Below are 17,342 nucleotides of genomic sequence, written 5' to 3' on the forward strand. Positions count from 1 at the left end.
ATGCGGGATCGGCGATGAACCCGGTTCTGCTGGGACAGGAGGGACAGTACAGCCCAGAAAGCGGGAGCGCCACCTTCGCGGCGTGTCGTTCCATGTGGTTGACTAGAAGATGTGGTAAGTAACAGCGATGTAATTCCCGGCTGGCTGACGGTCCCCGACATCATGGAGCGGACCGGCGCGAGCCTGCCCACGGTCAAACGGTGGTTGCACGAGCGCGAGCTCGTCGGCCGGCGGCGGGGCCAGAACCGGGCCCTCATGGTCCCCAGCACCTTCGTGACCGAGGAGGGCCCGCTGGTCGCGCTGCGGGGCACGATCACCGTACTTACTGATGGCGGCCTCGCGGACGAGGAGATCATCGACTGGCTGCATGCCCCCGACGACAGTCTCGCCGGCGGCAGCGCGATCGCCTCCCTGCACGCCGGGGCCAAGACCGAGGTGCGCCGCCGGGCGCAGGAGCACGCCTTCTAGAACGCCGGTGCCCTAGTGCAGTGGGCGCCAGGATCAGGTCGCGCGGTCGGTGCAGATGGCCACCAGCTCAACCATCGCGTGCCGACCCTCCTCGGTGAGCTCCGGGGTGGACGAGAGCGCCGTTAAGGCGTCCTTCGCCTCGTCGGTGATCATCTGCTCGGTGCGGTCGACGGCGCCGGAGTCCAGCAGGACCTGGCGACAGGCGGTGACCGTCTCGTCATCGAGGTCGGGGTCACCCAGGCTCGCAGTGACGAGCTCGGCCCCGGAGGTGTCCGCATGCTCCAGCGCGTGCGCGATGAGTACGGTGTGCTTGCCCTCGCGCAGGTCATCACCGGCCGGTTTCCCGGTCTCGGTCGGGTCGCCGAAGACGCCCAGGACGTCGTCGCGCAGCTGGAAGGCCTTGCCCAGCCGGTCGCCGTACGCGGCCAGGGCGTCCAGGGTCTGCGGTGAGGCGCCGGCCGCGCGTGCCCCGATGAGCAGCGGCTGCTGCACGGAGTAGCGGGCGCTCTTGTAGAGGATCACCGTGCGGCAGGCTTCGATCCGCTGGGAGTAGTTCAGGTCCTGCCACCCACGGGCACCTTCGAGGACGTCGAGGAACTGGCCACCCATGAGCTGGGTGCGCATCCGGTCCAGCTCGGGACGGGCGCGCTGGAGAGCAGCAGGCGACAGCCCGCTGGTGGCGAAGACCTCGTCGGTCCAGTTCAGGCACAGGTCGCCGGCGAGGATGGCGCCGGCCAGGCCGAACCGTTCCGGGTCACCGTTCCAGCCCTGCTCCCGGTGGAGGGCGGCGAAGGCGCGGTGCGCCGTGGGTCGTCCGCGCCGCAGGTCGCTGTTGTCCATGACGTCGTCGTGGAGGAGGGCGGCGGCCTGGAAGATCTCCATCGAGCTCGAGGCGCGCACCGCGGCGGCGTCGTCCTCGCGCTCGCCGCCCAGGGCGCGCCAGCCCCAGTAGAGGAAGGCCGCGCGCAGCCGCTTGCCCCCAGAGAGCAGGTGCTCGATGACGTCCACGAGCGGGTCCATCGGCGCGCCGAGCTCGGCGAGCACCGTGCGCTGGTGCTGGAGGTGGCGATCGAGAGCCTGCTGCACCCGGTGGCGCAGGTCGACGCCATCCAGCGGATGGGCAAACGGCACGGGGGCTCGGCCTCCTGGCTCGGTGATGCTTGATGACGAGGGGCGCTGCTGCGTCCGAGGTCGAGCCTAGCGGGAGTTGGCCCCTGAGCCCGTCGCGAGCGGGTCGACCCGGGCCATCCCCTCCAGCTGGCCCGGGTCGGCTCCCATCCTGGCCGTTGGTCGACGGTCGCGGCGGCTGTCCACAGGTCTGTCGGACGGGGTTGACAGAGTGCTGGGCACAGGTCGTACATTTGTCTTATCGAACATGTATTCGAAAAACGTGCGGGTCGGCGGTGGAGGAGGAGCCCATGAGCAGGCGGTATGAGGAGCAGGTCGAGGTCCGGCTGGGAGCAGCGACCGAGCACGGTGTGCGCGTGGAGGGCGCGCTGCCCACGCTCTGGACGGAGGTGGGGGCCCAGGCCCAGAAGGTGCCCACGGTCTTCCTGTGGCGCGGTCGGGTGCACCTGGTCCGGGCGGTGCTGGGGCAGTGGTCCCAGCGGGTGCCGTGGTGGCGGGCTGAGGATCACGACGGGGAAGACCTGGAGCGTCGGGTGTGGCGGGTGGAGGCAGGAGCCGGGCAGTCGATGGGCACCGGCGTCTACGACCTGGTGCAGGACGACCGGTGGTGGTTGGCCCGGGTGAGCGACTGAGAGCAGAGCACGTGATGCAGAGCACGTGATGCAGAGCACGTGATGCAGACAAGGAGCGGGCGGCGGACGGTCCGCCCCAGCGAGGAGGGATGGACGAGATGACGATCACGCAGAGCACACTTCCCGGGCCGGGGATGACGGCAGGCGCCGTGCTGGACCTGTTGGACCGGGCCCGGGCCGGGCTGCTGGCGGCCTGCCACAGCAGCACGGCGGGCGAGCGCTACACCCAGGCGCACCTGGCAGCGCTGCGGGCAGGGGCGGCGCTGGTGGCCTCTCGGACCGCCCCCAGTCGTCGGGCCCGACCGCGCAGCGTGTGGGAGATGCTGCCCACGGTCGCCCCGGAGCTGACCGAGTGGGCGGTGCTGTTCGCCGACTCCGGGCGGCGCAGGCTGGCTCTGGAGCGGGGCGTCGACTGTGTCACCGCCCGTGACGCCGACGACCTGGTCCGCTCAGGCGAGCGTTTCCTGGAGCTGGTGCGGGCCTGCCTGCACCTGCCCTGCGAGCTGCCGCTGCCCACCGAGCTGGCACCGCTCGGGCGGGGATGAGCATGGGGGGCGACTTCGTCCACCTGCACGTCGCCTCCAGCGCCTCGATGCGCTACGGCGCGTCCCATCCCGCCGACCTCGTGGCCAGGGCCGTCGAGCTGGGTCAGCCTGCCCTGGCGCTGACCGACCGCGACGGTCTCTACGGTGCCGTGCGTTTCGTGCGCTCCTGCCAGGACGCCGGGATCCTGCCGGTGTTAGGTGTCGACCTGGCCTTGGGCAGCTCGGCGCTGGCGACCGGTGACCCGTCGTCCGCGGCCTCCCCTGCCGTGGTCACCGGGCTGCGGGAGGGCGGCACCCCGGCACATCTGCCCCCCACCTCAGGACATCCGTCCCGCACCCCAGTCAAGGGCGGGACCCTGGTCGACGACCTGCAGCCGCGGGTGGTCGTGCTCGCCCGCGGGCAGCGTGGTGGCGTGGGGCCAGGAGTTGGGTGGGCCCGGCTCTGCCGGTTGGTGACGCACACCCACCTGGCGGGTGAGCGTTCGGTGCCGCGGACCTCTCCTGAACTGCTGGCCCGGGCAGCAACCCCGGTCGAGGGGGTCGCCCCGGTCGTGGTGCTGCTGGGCCCGGACTCCGACGTGGGGCGGGCGCTGCTGGCCCGGCGGCGGGGGCAGGCCCGGCTGCTGCTGCAGGCCTGGGTCGATCTGCTCCCTCCGGACACGGTGCGGGTCGAGGTCGTCTGCCACGGCGGTCCGGAGGGGACCCCCGCCAGCCTGGGGCATGCCACCGCGCTGTGGGCCCTGGCCCGGGAGGTCGGGGTGCCCGCGGTCCTTACTGCCGCGGTCCGGCACGCCGTCCCCGAGCAGGCCCGGGTGGTTGACGTGCTCGACGCGGCCCGGCGGATGGTCACCCTCGACGAGCGGCACCTGGACCGGGTCAGCACCGCCGGGCACCTGGCCGGGACCGGCACCATGGTCGGTCTGGCCCGGCAGCTGGAGCGGGCCTCCGGTGGTGGTTCCCGGGCCGCCGACCTGCTGCGCGCCACCCTGGATCTTGCCGCCGCCTGCCACCAGGATGCCCGCTCCGACCTAGGTCTGGGCTCGGTCCACCTGCCCGAGCCCGAGGTGCTGGGGGTCAGCGGCATCGGCCAGGCGCACCAGGTGCTCACCGAACGCTGCACCCAGGCCGTCAGCACCCGCTACCCCGGGGCGGGCACCGCAGACCTTGAGGGCATCCGCACCCGCCTGGACGATGAGCTGGGCGTCATCGCGGGGCTGGGCTACCCGACCTACTTCCTCACCGTCGCCCAGGTCTGCGACCTCATCCGGGAGCATGGGGTGCGGGTCGCCGCCCGGGGGTCGGGCGCGGGCAGCCTGGTGACCTACCTGCTCGGGATCAGCGGTGTGGACCCGATGGAGCACGGTCTGCTCATGGAGCGCTTCTGCTCACCGCTGCGTGCTGAGCTGCCAGACATCGACATCGACGTGGAGTCGGCACGTCGCACGGAGATGTACGAACGGATCCTGGAGCGCTTCGGCTCCGACCGGGTGACCTGCGTGTCGATGGCCGAGACCTACCGGGTGCGCCACGCCCTGCGCGACGCCGCCGCCGCGCTGGGGATGCCGCCGGGGGAGATCGACGTCATCGCCAAGGCCTTCCCGCACATCCGCGCCAAGGACGCACGCGCGGCCGTCCACGACCTGCCCGAGCTGCGCAGGCAGGGGCTGGACACCCCTCGCATGCAGCAGCTGCTGGAGCTGGTCGAGTCTCTCGACGGGCTGCCCCGGCACATCGCGATGCACCCCTGCGGGGTGATCCTGTCCAACACCTCTCTGCTGGACCGCACCCCGGTGGAGGCCAGCTGGCTGGGCTTCCCGATGAGCCAGTTCGACAAGGACGACGTCGAGGAGATGGGGCTGCTCAAGCTGGACGTGCTCGGCATCCGGATGCAGTCGGCGATGGCGCACGCGGTCCAGGAGATCGAGCGCGTGGACGGGGTCCGGGTCGACCTCGACGACCGTGCCCGGGTGCCGCTGGACGACCCCGATACCTTCGCCCTGGTCCAGTCCACCCGAACCCTGGGCTGCTTCCAGATCGAGTCCCCCGGGCAGCGTGAGCTGGTCGGCAAGTTCGCCCCCGAGACCTTCGCCGACATCATCATCGACATCTCACTGTTCCGTCCCGGGCCGGTGAAATCGGACATGATCCGGCCGTTCCTGCACGCCCGGCAGGGCTGGGGGGAGCCGGACCATCTGCACCCCAGCCTGGTGCCCTATCTGCAGCAGACCTGCGGGGTGGTCGTCTTCCACGAGCAGGTGCTGCAGATCGTCGCCGAGACGACCGGGGTGAGCCTGGCCCAGGCCGACGAGGTTCGGCGGGCGATGGGGTCGCCGGCCGGCCAGGAGGAGGTCAAGGTGTGGTGGCACTCGAAGGCCGCAGCCAAGGGCTACCGGCAGGCCGACCTGGACCGGATCTGGCAGGTGCTGGCGGCGTTCGCCTCGTTCGGCTTCTGCAAGGCACACGCGGCCGCGTTCGCGCTGCCCACCTACCAGTCGGCCTGGCTCAAGACCCACCACACCGCAGCCTTCCTCGCCGGGGTGCTCACCCACGACCCCGGCATGTACCCCAAGCGCCTCATCCTCGACGAGGCCCGGACCATGGGCGTGCACGTGCTCGGCCTCGACGTCAACCGTTCGGGGGCGAGCTACCGGGTCGAGCGGGTGGACCCGCGGGAGCAGGGCGGTTTCGGAGAGCCGGGTCCCGGACGAGTTGAGGGTGGACAGGCCACCAGCGCCGTGCCGCCCGGCCGCCTGCGGCGTGTCCCCGACCACGTCGATGCGGTGATGACCCGGGTGGAACAGGCCGCCTCCGACTACGGCATCCGGCTGTCGCTGACCGATGTCAAGGGAATCAGCGAGGACGAGGTCGCCCGGCTCGTCGCCGGCCAGCCCTACGACTCCCTGGCTGACCTGTGGCACCGTGCCCGGCCGAGCCGGCCGATCGCGGAGCGTCTGGTGCTGGCCGGCGGGTTGGATGCCCTGCACCGGGTGGGCCGGCACCGGCCCGGGGGTGGCCCGGGAGGTGGTGGTCTGCTCACCCGGCGCGACCTGCTCCTGCACGTGCGTGACCTGGACCGGTGGACCCGGCACGCCACGACCGCCACGGGTCGCAGCCGGACCGGGCGACGCACGCCCGCCCCGGTGCTGGGCGGCACCACCGGCGGTGAGGTCGCCGCCCGCACCGGCGCCCAGGCGGCCGGTCGGCGCACCTGGCACCAGGCTCCGGCACCAGCCGCGCAGCTCACCCTTGACCTCGGGGACGACCCGGCGCCGCTGACCGGCAGCGGATTACCGGAGATGACCCCCTCCGAGCAGCTACGGGCCGAGCTGGAGGTGCTCGGGATGGACGTCAGCGCCCACGTGGTCGCCGGTTTCGGGCCGATGCTCGCCGAGCTCGGGGTGACCAGGTCCCGCGACCTGCTCTCCTGCCGGGGCGGGGCCGAGGTGCTGATCGCTGGGGCCAAGGTCGCCACCCAGACGCCACCGGTGCGCTCTGGCCGGCGGGTGGTCTTCCTGACCCTCGACGACGGGACCGGCCCCGCCGACGCCACCTTCTTCGAGGATGTCCAGGGTCCCTACGCCAGCACGATCTTCCACTCCTGGCTCCTCCTCGTCCGCGGCGTCGTTCGTCGCACCGGACCACGAGGGGTGTCCATCCGGGCCACCGCGGCCTGGGAGCTGGGCGAGCTGGCCCAGACCTGGGAGCGCGGAGGGCTGAGGGCCGCCCACGAGCACCTGCGCCGCAGCGAGGAGCAGGCACGGCTGCTCGCGGAGGAGGCCGAGTCCGTTGCCCGTCAGGAGGCTGCCTCGACCGGCGCCACCGGTCGGCGGGTGCTGGTGCACGCCTCCGGCTTCCGCCAGTCGCCCTACGCCGACATCCGACCCGCTGGTGACACCGTCCAGGAGCCCGGCAGCAAGCTGTGGCACTCCAGCTCCGGGAGCGCGGGATGGTGAGGGGCGAGGCGGGTGCTCCTGCGTCGGACGAGGGTTACATCCTGCACGTCGACATGGACGCCTTCTATGCCGCGGTGTCGCTGCTGGAGCACCCCGATCTGGTCGGGCAGCCGGTGGTGGTGGGCGGCGGGTGGCGCAGCGTCGTGCTCTGCGCCACCTACGAGGCGCGGGCCTACGGTGTGCGCTCGGGTATGCCGATGGCCACCGCCCGCAGGCTGTGCCCGCCGGCAGTGGTGGTCCGGCCCGACCACGACGCCTACGCCCGGGTCTCCGAGGGGGTGATGGCCGTCTTCGCGGAGGTCACCCCACAGTTGGAGCCGGTCTCGATGGAAGAAGCCTTCCTCGACGTCTCTGCCACCGGGCGACAGTGGGGCGGACCGGCCCGGATCGGTCAGTGGATCCGGGACACGGTGGCCGACGAGCAGGGCATCACCTGCTCCGTCGGGGGCGCCCCCACCAAGGCGATGGCCAAGATCGCCTCCCGGGCGGCCAAGCCGGACGGTATGCGTCTGCTCACCCGCGACCAGGTGGTGCCTTTTCTGCACCCGATGCCGGTCAGTGCACTGTGGGGGGTAGGGGAGTCCACCGAGGCCGAGCTGCACCGCCTGGGGCTGCGGACGGTCGCCCAGCTGGCCCATGTGCCACGGTCCACCTTGAGCCGAGCCTTCGGCGAGCAGACGGCCATGCATCTGCACGCCTTGGCCTGGGGGGTGGACGACTCCCCGGTGGTGCCCGCGCGTCGGGAGCGCAGCGTCGGCTCCTCCCAGACGATGGCCCACGACGTGGATGACCCCGAGGTGGTTCGTCGCCAGCTGCTCCAGCTCGCTGAACGGACGGCCAGCCGGATGCGGCATGCGGGGGTGCTGGGCCGCACCGTGGTGCTGACTGTCCGGTTCTCCGACTTCACCACCATCACCCGGTCCCGCACGATTGCCGTCCCCACCGACGTCACCCGGGATGTGCATGCCACGGCCTGGTCGCTCTACACCGCCCTGGGTCTGCAACGGGCCCGCATTCGGATGCTCGGGGTGCGGATGGAAGGGATCACCGAGGCCGACGGCACCCTGGTGCAGGGGCGGCTGGACGAGCCGGAGCACGGCTGGCGGGACGCCGAACGGGCGATGGACCGGGCCGCGGCCAGGTTCGGGCAGGGCGCGGTGCGTCCGGCGAGCCTGCTGCGGGAGCACTCCCGCTCGGCCTAGGGTGACTTCCGTGCCGTGCTGGGTCCCGCCCCCGGGGAACTCCGGCTAGTGCTTCGTGCGTTCACCGCATATCCTGGACCAAAGACTTCGACGTCGGTGAGCACCGATGTGCGGCCGACTCACACCGGAGGTGACAATGCCGCTCTCCGAGCACGAGCAGCGCGTCCTGCAGCAGATGGAGCAGGCGCTCTACGCTGAGGACCCTCGCCTGGCGAGCCAGCTCCAACGCACCGCTGCCGCCCGCACCTCCACGGGACTGGACCGCCGCCGCCTGGCGCTCGGTGTCCTGGGCGCTCTTGTCGGCCTGGCCCTGGTGGTCGTCGGCGTGGTGACCCAACTGTTGTGGCTGAGCATTATCGGTTTCCTGGCGATGGTGCTGGGCGGTGCCTGGGCCGCCACCCCCGTCCGTGGCGGTGGACTGGGCGTCGTCCAGGAGGACGGCTCGGTCCGCGTCCAGGCGGGCCCCTCCGCCAAGCCCGGCCAGCAGGGCAAGGCCAAGCCGGGCGGCAGTTTCATGAGCCGCATGGAGCAGCAGTGGGACAAGCGCAAGGAGCAGGGTCCCTGACGGACCCGGCGGGGCGGACCTGAGGCCCGCCTGAGGGTCAGGGCCGAGCCGGTCCTGGTGGGCCCGGCGCGAGGGCGGCGCGGTCGGGACACAGCCCGTCAGGTCAGAAAGACAACTGTCACGACGAAGACGGCGATGATGGTGAACGCGGTGCCCAGCTCGATGAGGATATTGGTGCCCACCGCGCGCAAGGCGTGTCCCGTCGCCCGCCAGGCCTCCCGCACGTCCCGGGTGCGCGCCAGCGAGGTCAGCAGGATCCCGACCGGGAAGCCGACGAACAGACCCACGACGGGGATGACGAACATCCCCGCGACGGCGCAGGCCAGCCCCACCAGCAGCGTCGAGGTGCGCACGCCTGCTTGCTTCAGCCGCTTGCCCGGGACCGCCCACTGCAGCACCACCCCCGCGACGTAGATCGCGACCGTCACCAGGAGCAGCACCCAGCCGATCGTCGAGCGGGCGTCCAGGGCCCAGACCAGCACGCCGACCACCACCAGCAGCAGCCCCGGCAGCACCGGGAAGACGATGCCCACGAGCCCGACAAGCATGAGCAGCAGGGCGATGATCTCCAGCACTGACATGGCGCGATTCTCACATGGGCACGGCGGCTCCTGCCGAACACGACGACGCCCGCCCACACCGGGGTGTGGACGGGCGCAGCAGGAGCCGCGGAGACTCCGGGTCAGATCGTGGAACTCTCCTCGGCATGCAGCTTGTGCGTCTCGTCGAGAATGTCGATGTCCTGCATGTCGCGCAGCTTGTCGAGGTGCGCGCGCCCGTGATGGGCGCAGAAGTGCAGCTCGAGGCCATCGGACAGGCGGGCGCGGACGTAAGCCTGGGCGCCACAACGGTCGCAGCGGTCGGCGGTGGTCAGCTCGGGGGTCAGCGTGCTGTTCACGAACTGTCTCCTCTCTCCTGCAGCGGCACCCAGGGCGGGGACCGATGCTTCACAGTCAAGCACGTCAACGCCGCCACGCCCGGTCTTTGTGCCCCCGCCCCAGGGTGTTTCGCTGTCCGCGTAAGTCTGCCATCGGCAGGACCGCCCCGACGCGCCTCCGTCCGCCTGTCAGACCCCCACGTTAGCCTGCCCGACGTGAAGACACAGGACTACTCCGCTCGCCATCTGCAGGTCCTCGAGGGCCTGGAGGCGGTGCGCAAGCGCCCGGGGATGTATGTCGGGTCCACCGACGAACGCGGCCTGATGCACTGCCTGTGGGAGATCATCGACAACGCCGTCGACGAGGCCCTGGGCGGGCACGGTGACCGGATCGAGATCGTGCTGCACCCCGACGGGTCGGTCGAGATCCGTGACCGGGCCCGCGGCATACCGGTCGACATCGAGCCGCGCACCGGCCTCAGCGGCGTCGAGGTCGTCTTCACCAAGCTGCACGCCGGCGGCAAGTTCGGCGGCGGGTCCTACGCCGCGTCCGGTGGTCTGCACGGCGTGGGTGCCTCGGTGGTCAACGCGCTCTCCGCCAGGCTGGACGTCGAGGTGGACCGGGCGGGGAAGACCTACGGCATGAGCTTCCGCCGGGGCGAGCCGGGCATCTTCGACGACGGCCGTAAGGAGCCCTCGCCCGACGCGCCGTTCACACCCTTTGAGAAGAGCAGCGATCTTGCGGTCGTGGGCAAGGCGCGACGCGGTGTCACCGGCACCCGGGTGCGCTACTGGGCCGACCCGCAGATCTTCCTCAAGGCCGCGCAGTTCAGTTACGACGATCTAGTCATGCGGGCCCGCCAGACCGCCTTCCTGGTGCCCGGCCTGATCATGGTCATCCGCGACGAGCGTGGCCTGCCCGGCACCCCGGCCGAGGACGGTCCGCACGAGGAGACCTTCGCCTACACCGGCGGGATTGCCGAGTATGCCGAGTACCTCGCCCGGGACCAGCCGGTCACCGACGTCTGGCGGCTGCAGGGCTCGGGCCGGTTCACCGAGACCGTGCCGGTCCTCGACGACCGTGGCCACATGGTCTCCCAGGAGGTCGAGCGCGAGTGCGAGGTGGACGTCGCGGTCCGGTGGGGGACCGGCTACGACACCACGGTGCGCAGCTTCGTCAACATCATCGCCACGCCCAAGGGTGGCACGCACCTCGCCGGCTTCGACCAGGCGCTGATGAAGGTCTTCCGCAAGCAGCTGGAGGTCAGCTCCCGCAAGCTCAAGGTCGGCAACGACAAGGTCGACAAGGACGACATCACGGCCGGGCTGACCGCGGTCGTCACCGTGCGGCTGGCCGAGCCTCAGTTCGAGGGCCAGACCAAGGAGGTGCTCGGCACCAGCGCCGTGCGCGCGATCGTCTCCCGGGTCGTGGAGCAGGGGCTGACCGAGCGGCTGACCAGCACCCACCGGGGGGACAAGGCCCAGGCCTCGCTCCTGCTGGAGAAGGTGGTGGCGGAGATGAAGTCGCGCATCTCGGCCCGGCTGCACAAGGAGACCCAGCGCCGCAAGAACGCCCTGGAGTCCTCCTCGCTGCCGCCCAAGCTGGCCGACTGCCGGACCAACGACACCGAGCGCAGCGAGCTCTTCATCGTCGAGGGGGACAGTGCCCTCGGCACCGCCAAGCTCGCCCGCAACAGCGACCACCAGGCGCTGCTCCCGATCCGGGGCAAGATCCTCAACGTCCAGAAGGCCTCGGTGCAGGACATGCTGTCCAACGCCGAGTGTGCGGCCATCATCCAGGTGATCGGCGCCGGCTCGGGCCGGTCCTTCGACCCGGACGTGGTCCGCTACGGCAAGGTCATCATCATGACCGACGCCGACGTCGACGGTGCCCACATCCGGACCCTGCTTCTCACACTCTTCTTCCGCTATATGCGCCCGCTCGTCGAAGCCGGCCGGGTGTATGCCGCGATGCCCCCACTGCACCGGATCGAGGTCATGGGGGGCCGGGCCGGGCGCGAGTACATCTACACCTACACCGAGGCCGAGATGCGCAAGAAGCTCGGCGAGATGGCGAAGAAGGGCCGGACCGTCAAGCAGCCGATGCAGCGTTACAAGGGCCTGGGCGAGATGGACGCCGACCAGCTGGCCGAGACCACGATGGACCCCCGCCACCGCACCCTGCGCCGGATCACGCTGGCCGACGCGGCCCGTGCCGACGAGGTCTTCGAGCTGCTCATGGGCTCCTCGGTGGCCCCGCGCAAGGACTTCATCGTCGGGTCGGCGCACGAGCTGGACCGGGATCGTATCGACGCGTGAGTGTCGCCAGGGACTGCTCGACTCCGGTAGACTAGGGTTGCGCGCCCGGGCTCCCGGGCGCCTCTGACGCCCCGGGACGATCCGTTCCCGGAGGCCCATGCGGGTGCCGCAGATGCACCTGGAGGTCGGTCCGGTCACGCCCACAGCGGCGTCGAGGCGAGAACCACCTCGATGAAACCGAAGTGAGTGAGCCAATCATGGCTAAGCCCATCCGTGCCGGTGCCCCCGGCAAGAAGTCGCGGCATACGCCCGCCCAGAAGAAGGCCGCCCGTGAGGCGCGCGAAAAGCAGGCTCGCGCCCAGCTCAAGGGTCGCCGCGTCGAGCGGCGCACCGAGCGCTACCCCGATGACCGCCCCCGTCGCGAGGACGGCGATGCCGGCAAGGCTCGCTGGCGCGACCGGGACGAGGCCGACCCCCGGGGCCGCGGCGAGCGTGCCGAGCGCCGTGACCGTGGCGACCAGCGACGGGACGACCGTGGCGGGTACGACCGTCGGGAGAGCCGTGGCGGCTACCAGGGTCGGGAGAACCGTGGTGGATACCAGCAGGGTGGCCACCAGCAGCGGGATGACCGTGGCGGTGCTGACCGTCGGGAGAACCGTGGTGGCTACCAGCAGCGGGATGACCGTGGCGGCCAGGACCGTCGGGAGAGCCGTGGCGGTTACCAGGGTCGGGAGAACCGTGGTGGCTACCAGCAGCGGGATGACCGCGGTGGCCAGGACCGTCGGGAGAGCCGTGGCGGTTACCAGGGTCGGGAGAACCGTGGTGGCTACCAGCAGCGGGATGACCGCGGTGGCCAGGACCGTCGGGAGAGCCGTGGCGGTTACCAGGGTCGGGAGAACCGTGGTGGCTACCAGCAGCGGGATGACCGCGGTGGCCAGGACCGTCGGGAGAGCCGTGGCGGCTACCAGGGTCGCGACGACCGTGGCGGGTACCAGCGTCGTGAGGAGCGGGAGGGCTACCCCCGCACCGAGCACACCTGGCGCGCGCACCGCGACGAGCGGGAGGGGCGCACCTACGAACGCGGCCGTCACGAGGGCCGCAGCTGGGACGAGAACCGCCGCCGGGACGACCGTCGATGGGAGCGCGGCGACGACCGCCGCGGCCGTGACCACGAGCCGGAGCGGGCCACCTTCGAGGACGCCGAGGCCGAGCGCGACGCGGCGGACGCGGCCTACCAGGAGCGGCAGGCTGCCGGTCTGGTCGAGGACGCCACCGCCCAGGTGAGCGAGGACAACGGCTTCGCGGACTTTGGGCTGCACGAGGACCTCGTCGCCGCGCTGGCCCGGGTCGGCATCACCCAGCCCTTCCCGATCCAGGCCGCGACCATCCCCGACGCGCTCGCCGGTCGCGACCTGCTCGGCCGCGGCCAGACCGGTTCGGGCAAGACGATGGCCTTCGGGCTGCCCCTGCTGCACCGGCTCACCGGTCGGCCACGGGCCGTCCCGCACCGGCCGCGGGCACTGATCCTCAGCCCCACCCGCGAGCTGGCCATGCAGAGCGTGGACGCCCTCGCCCCGTTGATGCGGGCCGTGGGCAAGCGCTTCCTGCTGGTCGCCGGCGGCATGTCCTACACACCACAGCTCAACGCCCTGGACAAGGGGGTCGACGTGCTGGTCGCCACTCCTGGGCGGCTCATCGACCTGATCGAGCGCGGCGCCGCGGACCTGTCCGAGGTGGAGGTCACCGTCCTCGACGAGGCCGACCACATGGCCGAGATGGGCTTCGTCGAGGCCATCCAGCAGGTCTTGGACCTCACCCAGCCCGGGGGTCAGCGGCTGCTGTTCTCGGCGACGCTGGACCACGGGGTCGACAAGATCGCCAAGGCCTACCTGCAGGACCCGGTGACGCACTCCACCGACGACGCCACGGCCAGCGTGACCACGATGGAGCACCACGTCTTCCTCGTGCACCCGCACCACAAGAAGCCGATCACCGCGGCCATCGCCAACCGGACCGGCCGCACCATCGTCTTCTGCCGCACCAAGCTCGGGGCCGACCGGATCGCTCTGCAGCTGCGCGAGTCCGGCGTCTTCGCCGCGGCCCTGCACGGCGGGCTCAACCAGGCCCAGCGCACCCGGGTGCTGGACGCTTTCAAGGCCGGCACCCTGCCGGTGCTGGTCGCCACCGACGTCGCGGCGCGCGGCATCCATGTCGACGACGTCTCCCTGGTCCTGCAGGTGGACCCGCCGGCGGACCACAAGGACTACCTGCACCGCTCGGGCCGCACTGCCCGGGCCGGTGACGCCGGCGCCGTGGTGACCCTGGCCCTGCCGCACCAGAAGCGGCAGGTCGCTCGCCTGCTCGACGCCGCGGGTGTGCAGACCGAGCCGCTGACCGTCGCGCCGGAGGACACCGCCGTGATCGAGACCGCAGGTGGGTCCGTCCCCGAGCGTGAGCCGATCCCGCAGAGCGAGCTGGACGCCATCCTGCGTCCCCCACGCCGCGGCCGGGGTGGTCGACCCGGCGGACGGCCCGGTGGTCCCCGTCAGGGAGACCGGCGCCAGGGTGGGTATCGCGGCTCCCGCGAAGGCGGCTCCCGTGAGGGCGGCTCCCGTGAGGGTGGTTACCGCGGCTCCCGCGAGGACGGTCCGCGCCGGGAACGGTCCGGCGGCTCCGACGGCCGGCCTGACTGGCGCCCCCGCAGCTGAACCCCCCCATCGGCCCCGCCTCTCCGGCGGGGCCGATGGCATACCTATGCACTCCCGGGCATAGGATGCCGCTCATGTCCAGCACCATCGACTCCAGGCTCCAGCACATCTACAAGCTCGTGCTGCGGCGCAATCCCGGGGAGAGTGAGTTCCACCAGGCGGTGCAGGAGGTCCTCTCCAGCCTGGGTCCGGTGGTCGACCGTCAGCCCCACTACCTCGCCGAGCGGGTCATCGAGCGGTTGTGCGAGCCGGAGCGGCAGATCATCTTCCGGGTCCCGTGGACCGACGACCATGGTCAGGTCCAGATCAACCGCGGTTTCCGGGTCGAGTACTCCTCCGTGCTGGGTCCCTACAAGGGCGGGCTGCGCTTCCACCCCTCCGTGCTCCTGGGCACGGTCAAGTTCCTCGGTTTTGAGCAGATCTTCAAGAACGCCTTGACCGGCCTGCCGATCGGCGGCGGCAAGGGCGGCGCGGACTTCGACCCCAAGGGGCGCTCGGACGGCGAGATCATGCGCTTCTGCCAGTCGCTGATGACCGAGCTCTACCGGCACCTGGGCGAGTACACGGACGTCCCTGCGGGCGACGTCGGGGTCGGCACGCGCGAGATCGGCTACTTGTTCGGCCAGTACAAGCGGATCACCAACCGGTATGAGGCAGGCGTGCTCACCGGCAAGGGCATCGCCTGGGGCGGGGCCCAGGCGCGGACCGAGGCCACCGGTTACGGCACCGTCTACTTCGCCGACGAGATGGCCAAGCACGTCGGATCTTCCCTGCAGGGCCTGGACGTGGTCGTCTCCGGCTCGGGCAATGTGGCCATCTACGCGATCCAGAAGGTGCAGCAGCTCGGCGGACGCGTCGTCGCCTGCTCGGACAGCTCGGGGTATGTCGTGGACGAGGACGGGATCGACCTGGAGCTGCTCCAGGACGTCAAGGAGGTCCGGCGCGCGCGGATCGCGACCTACGCCGAGGAGCGGGGCGGGAAGTCTCGGTTCGTGCGGGACGGCAGCGTCTGGGAGGTGCCGTGCCAGGTGGCGCTGCCCTGCGCGACCCAGAACGAGCTCGACGAGGACGCCGCGCGGACCCTGGTCGAGCATGGCGTGCAGGTCGTCGCGGAGGGGGCCAACATGCCATGCACCCCGGGCGCGGTCCACGTCTTCACCGACCGGGGGGTGCTCTTCGGCCCGGGCAAGGCGGCCAACGCTGGCGGGGTGGCGACCTCCGCGCTGGAGATGCAGCAGAACGCAGCCCGGGACAGCTGGAGCTTTGAGCACACCGAGGAGCGCCTGGGCGAGATCATGCGCAGCATCCACGGCCGGTGCGTGGACACCGCCGAGGACTACGGCCGCCCGGGTGACTACGTCTTCGGGGCCAATGCCGCCGGCTTCATCCAGGTCGCCGACGCCATGCTGGCCCTCGGCGTGGTGTAAGCCAGGGGCGCGAGATGAGCACCAGCCACGACGTCGTCATCGTCGGCGGCGGCCACAACGGACTCACTGCCGCCGCCTACCTGGCCCGGGCGGGGCGCTCGGTCCTGCTGCTCGAGCGTTCGCCGCAGCTCGGTGGCGCCACCGTGTCCGCCGAGGCCTTCCCGGGGATGGGCGCGCGGCTCTCCCGCTACTCCTACCTGGTCAGCCTGCTTCCGCAGCAGATCGTGGACGACCTCGGGCTCTCGTTGCGGCTGGCGCGGCGTCGCTACTCCTCCTACACCCCGGTCCCGGGACGGGACGCGGGCCTGTTGGTCGACAACCAAGACCCGGCGGCGACCACCGCCTCGTTCGCCGCAGTCGGCGCGGCTGCGGACGCCCCGCGCTGGGAACAGTTCTACTCCCGGGTGGGGCGCCTGGCGCAGGCGTGGTGGCCGACGATGACCGAGCCGCTGCGCACCCGCGCGGAGCTGGCCGAGCTGGCCGGGGATCCGGGTCTGGTCCGCGACTTCACCGCCCGGCCGCTGGGCGAGGTCATCGAGGAGACGTTCAGCCACGACCTGGTCCGCGGCGTGGTCCTGACCGACGGCCTCATCTCCACCTTCGCCGACGCCCACGGCGCCGACCTGCGGCACAACATCTGCTTCCTCTACCACGTCATCGGGGGCGGCACCGGCGACTGGGACGTGCCGATCGGGGGCATGGGGCAGGTCTCGGGCCAGCTTGCCGACGCCGCCGGCACCGCAGGAGCACAGCTGCGCACCGGCGCGAGCGTGACCGCGGTCGAGGAGGGCGCCGTCACGTGGAGCGATGCAGAAGGCATGGAGCACCGCGCCACTGCGGGCACCGTCCTGTGGGCTGCCGCCCCGGCCGTGCTGGACGGGCTGATGGGCGTGCAGGGGGAGCGGGTCGAGGGTGCTCAGGTCAAGGTCAACCTGCTGCTCTCCCGGCTGCCCCGGCTGCGGGACCAGGGAGTCGACCCGGCGGCGGCCTTCGGCGGGACCTTCCACATCAACGAGACCTACAGCCAGCTCCAGGACGCCTACCGCAGGGCTCACGGCGGTCAGGTGCCGACCCCGATGCCGGCCGAGACCTACTGCCACTCGATCACCGACCCCAGCATCCTCAGCCCGCAGCTGCAGGAGGCCGGGGCGCAGACGATGACCGTCTTCACCCTGCAGACGCCGGACCGGCTGCTGGACGGGCGCGGGGAAGAGGTGCGCGGACAGCTGGAGCGGGCCGTGCTGGACTCACTGTCCTCGGTGCTTGCCGAGCCGATCGAGGACGTGGTCCTGCGCGACGAGCAGGGCCGGCCCTGCATCGAGACGAGGACGACACGCGACCTGCAGGACAGCCTGGCGATGCCCGGCGGCAACATCTTCCATTCCCCGCTGACCTGGCCGTGGGCCGAGGACGACGCCCCGCTGGCCACACCGGCGCAGCGTTGGGGCGTGGACACGGCATACCCGGGCGTCCTGCTGGCCGGCGCAGGCTCCCGCCGGGGTGGCGGGGTCAGCGGTCTGGGTGGCTACCACGCGGCCCGTGCAGTGCTGGAGGGTTAGGCAGCACCAGCGCCGGCCG

At 71.4% G+C, this 17,342-nt stretch carries 14 protein-coding genes; 11 read left to right on the top strand and 3 right to left on the bottom strand.

What is annotated here, in order from left to right; all coding sequences use genetic code 11:
- Nucleotides 1–111 precede the first annotated feature (111 nt).
- Entirely contained in the window at nucleotides 112–468 is a 357-nt protein-coding gene (locus tag FY030_RS05570) for an Rv2175c family DNA-binding protein (protein ID WP_238348569.1), read from the top strand.
- 33 nt (nucleotides 469–501) lie between these two features.
- On the opposite strand, the gene FY030_RS05575 is transcribed toward FY030_RS05570, so the two are convergent.
- The gene (locus FY030_RS05575) at nucleotides 502–1,476 is read right to left on the bottom strand and encodes a polyprenyl synthetase family protein (RefSeq protein WP_238348570.1); all 975 of its coding nucleotides are present in this window, start codon (nucleotides 1,474–1,476) and stop codon (nucleotides 502–504) included.
- Here FY030_RS05575 and FY030_RS16315 point away from each other — a divergent pair.
- From FY030_RS16315 to FY030_RS05600, 6 genes are all read left to right on the top strand, one after another.
- On the top strand, nucleotides 1,459–1,632 hold the full coding sequence (locus FY030_RS16315; RefSeq protein ID WP_192498811.1) for a hypothetical protein: 174 nt from the start codon (nucleotides 1,459–1,461) through the stop codon (nucleotides 1,630–1,632). The two genes, FY030_RS05575 and FY030_RS16315, sit on opposite strands and share 18 nt — an antisense overlap.
- A gap of 254 nt (nucleotides 1,633–1,886) precedes the next feature.
- A complete protein-coding gene (locus FY030_RS05580) occupies nucleotides 1,887–2,228 on the top strand; it encodes a DUF6504 family protein (RefSeq protein WP_158060645.1) in 342 nt (113 codons plus the stop codon).
- Between the two features lie 98 nt (nucleotides 2,229–2,326).
- Nucleotides 2,327–2,773, top strand: a complete 447-nt coding sequence (locus FY030_RS05585; RefSeq protein WP_158060646.1) for an SAV_6107 family HEPN domain-containing protein — start codon at nucleotides 2,327–2,329, stop codon at nucleotides 2,771–2,773.
- A 2-nt stretch (nucleotides 2,774–2,775) separates the two neighbouring features.
- Nucleotides 2,776–6,726, top strand: a complete 3,951-nt coding sequence (locus FY030_RS05590) for a DNA polymerase III subunit alpha (protein ID WP_192498780.1) — start codon at nucleotides 2,776–2,778, stop codon at nucleotides 6,724–6,726.
- Nucleotides 6,693–7,928: a DNA polymerase IV gene (gene dinB, locus FY030_RS05595; RefSeq protein ID WP_475475137.1), complete on the top strand. Its 1,236-nt coding sequence runs from the start codon at nucleotides 6,693–6,695 to the stop codon at nucleotides 7,926–7,928. The genes FY030_RS05590 and dinB overlap by 34 nt, the downstream gene beginning before the upstream one ends.
- A gap of 136 nt (nucleotides 7,929–8,064) precedes the next feature.
- Entirely contained in the window at nucleotides 8,065–8,493 is a 429-nt protein-coding gene (locus FY030_RS05600; protein WP_158060648.1) for a DUF3040 domain-containing protein, read from the top strand.
- A gap of 98 nt (nucleotides 8,494–8,591) precedes the next feature.
- Here the strand turns inward: FY030_RS05600 and FY030_RS05605 are convergent, their stop codons facing one another.
- Nucleotides 8,592–9,074, bottom strand: coding sequence for a DUF456 domain-containing protein (locus FY030_RS05605; protein WP_158060649.1), 483 nt, complete (start codon nucleotides 9,072–9,074; stop codon nucleotides 8,592–8,594).
- A 101-nt stretch (nucleotides 9,075–9,175) separates the two neighbouring features.
- Complete coding sequence (locus FY030_RS05610; protein ID WP_158060650.1) at nucleotides 9,176–9,391, bottom strand: DUF7455 domain-containing protein; 216 nt, start codon at nucleotides 9,389–9,391, stop codon at nucleotides 9,176–9,178.
- 195 nt (nucleotides 9,392–9,586) lie between these two features.
- On the opposite strand from FY030_RS05610, the gene FY030_RS05615 reads away from it, so the two are divergent.
- From FY030_RS05615 to FY030_RS05630, 4 genes are all read left to right on the top strand, one after another.
- The gene (locus FY030_RS05615; protein WP_158060651.1) at nucleotides 9,587–11,689 is read left to right on the top strand and encodes a DNA gyrase/topoisomerase IV subunit B; all 2,103 of its coding nucleotides are present in this window, start codon (nucleotides 9,587–9,589) and stop codon (nucleotides 11,687–11,689) included.
- Nucleotides 11,690–11,886: 197 nt separating this feature from the next.
- Nucleotides 11,887–14,337 carry a DEAD/DEAH box helicase gene (locus FY030_RS05620; protein WP_158060652.1) on the top strand — a complete coding sequence of 817 codons (2,451 nt, stop codon included), beginning with the start codon at nucleotides 11,887–11,889 and terminating at the stop codon, nucleotides 14,335–14,337.
- A gap of 74 nt (nucleotides 14,338–14,411) precedes the next feature.
- Entirely contained in the window at nucleotides 14,412–15,764 is a 1,353-nt protein-coding gene (gene gdhA / locus FY030_RS05625) for an NADP-specific glutamate dehydrogenase (protein ID WP_202879766.1), read from the top strand.
- Nucleotides 15,765–15,778: 14 nt separating this feature from the next.
- Nucleotides 15,779–17,323 carry a phytoene desaturase family protein gene (locus FY030_RS05630; RefSeq protein ID WP_158060654.1) on the top strand — a complete coding sequence of 515 codons (1,545 nt, stop codon included), beginning with the start codon at nucleotides 15,779–15,781 and terminating at the stop codon, nucleotides 17,321–17,323.
- The last annotated feature ends 19 nt before the right edge of the window (nucleotides 17,324–17,342 follow it).

This window comes from Ornithinimicrobium pratense (genome assembly GCF_008843165.1).
Classification (GTDB): domain Bacteria; phylum Actinomycetota; class Actinomycetes; order Actinomycetales; family Dermatophilaceae; genus Ornithinicoccus; species Ornithinicoccus pratensis.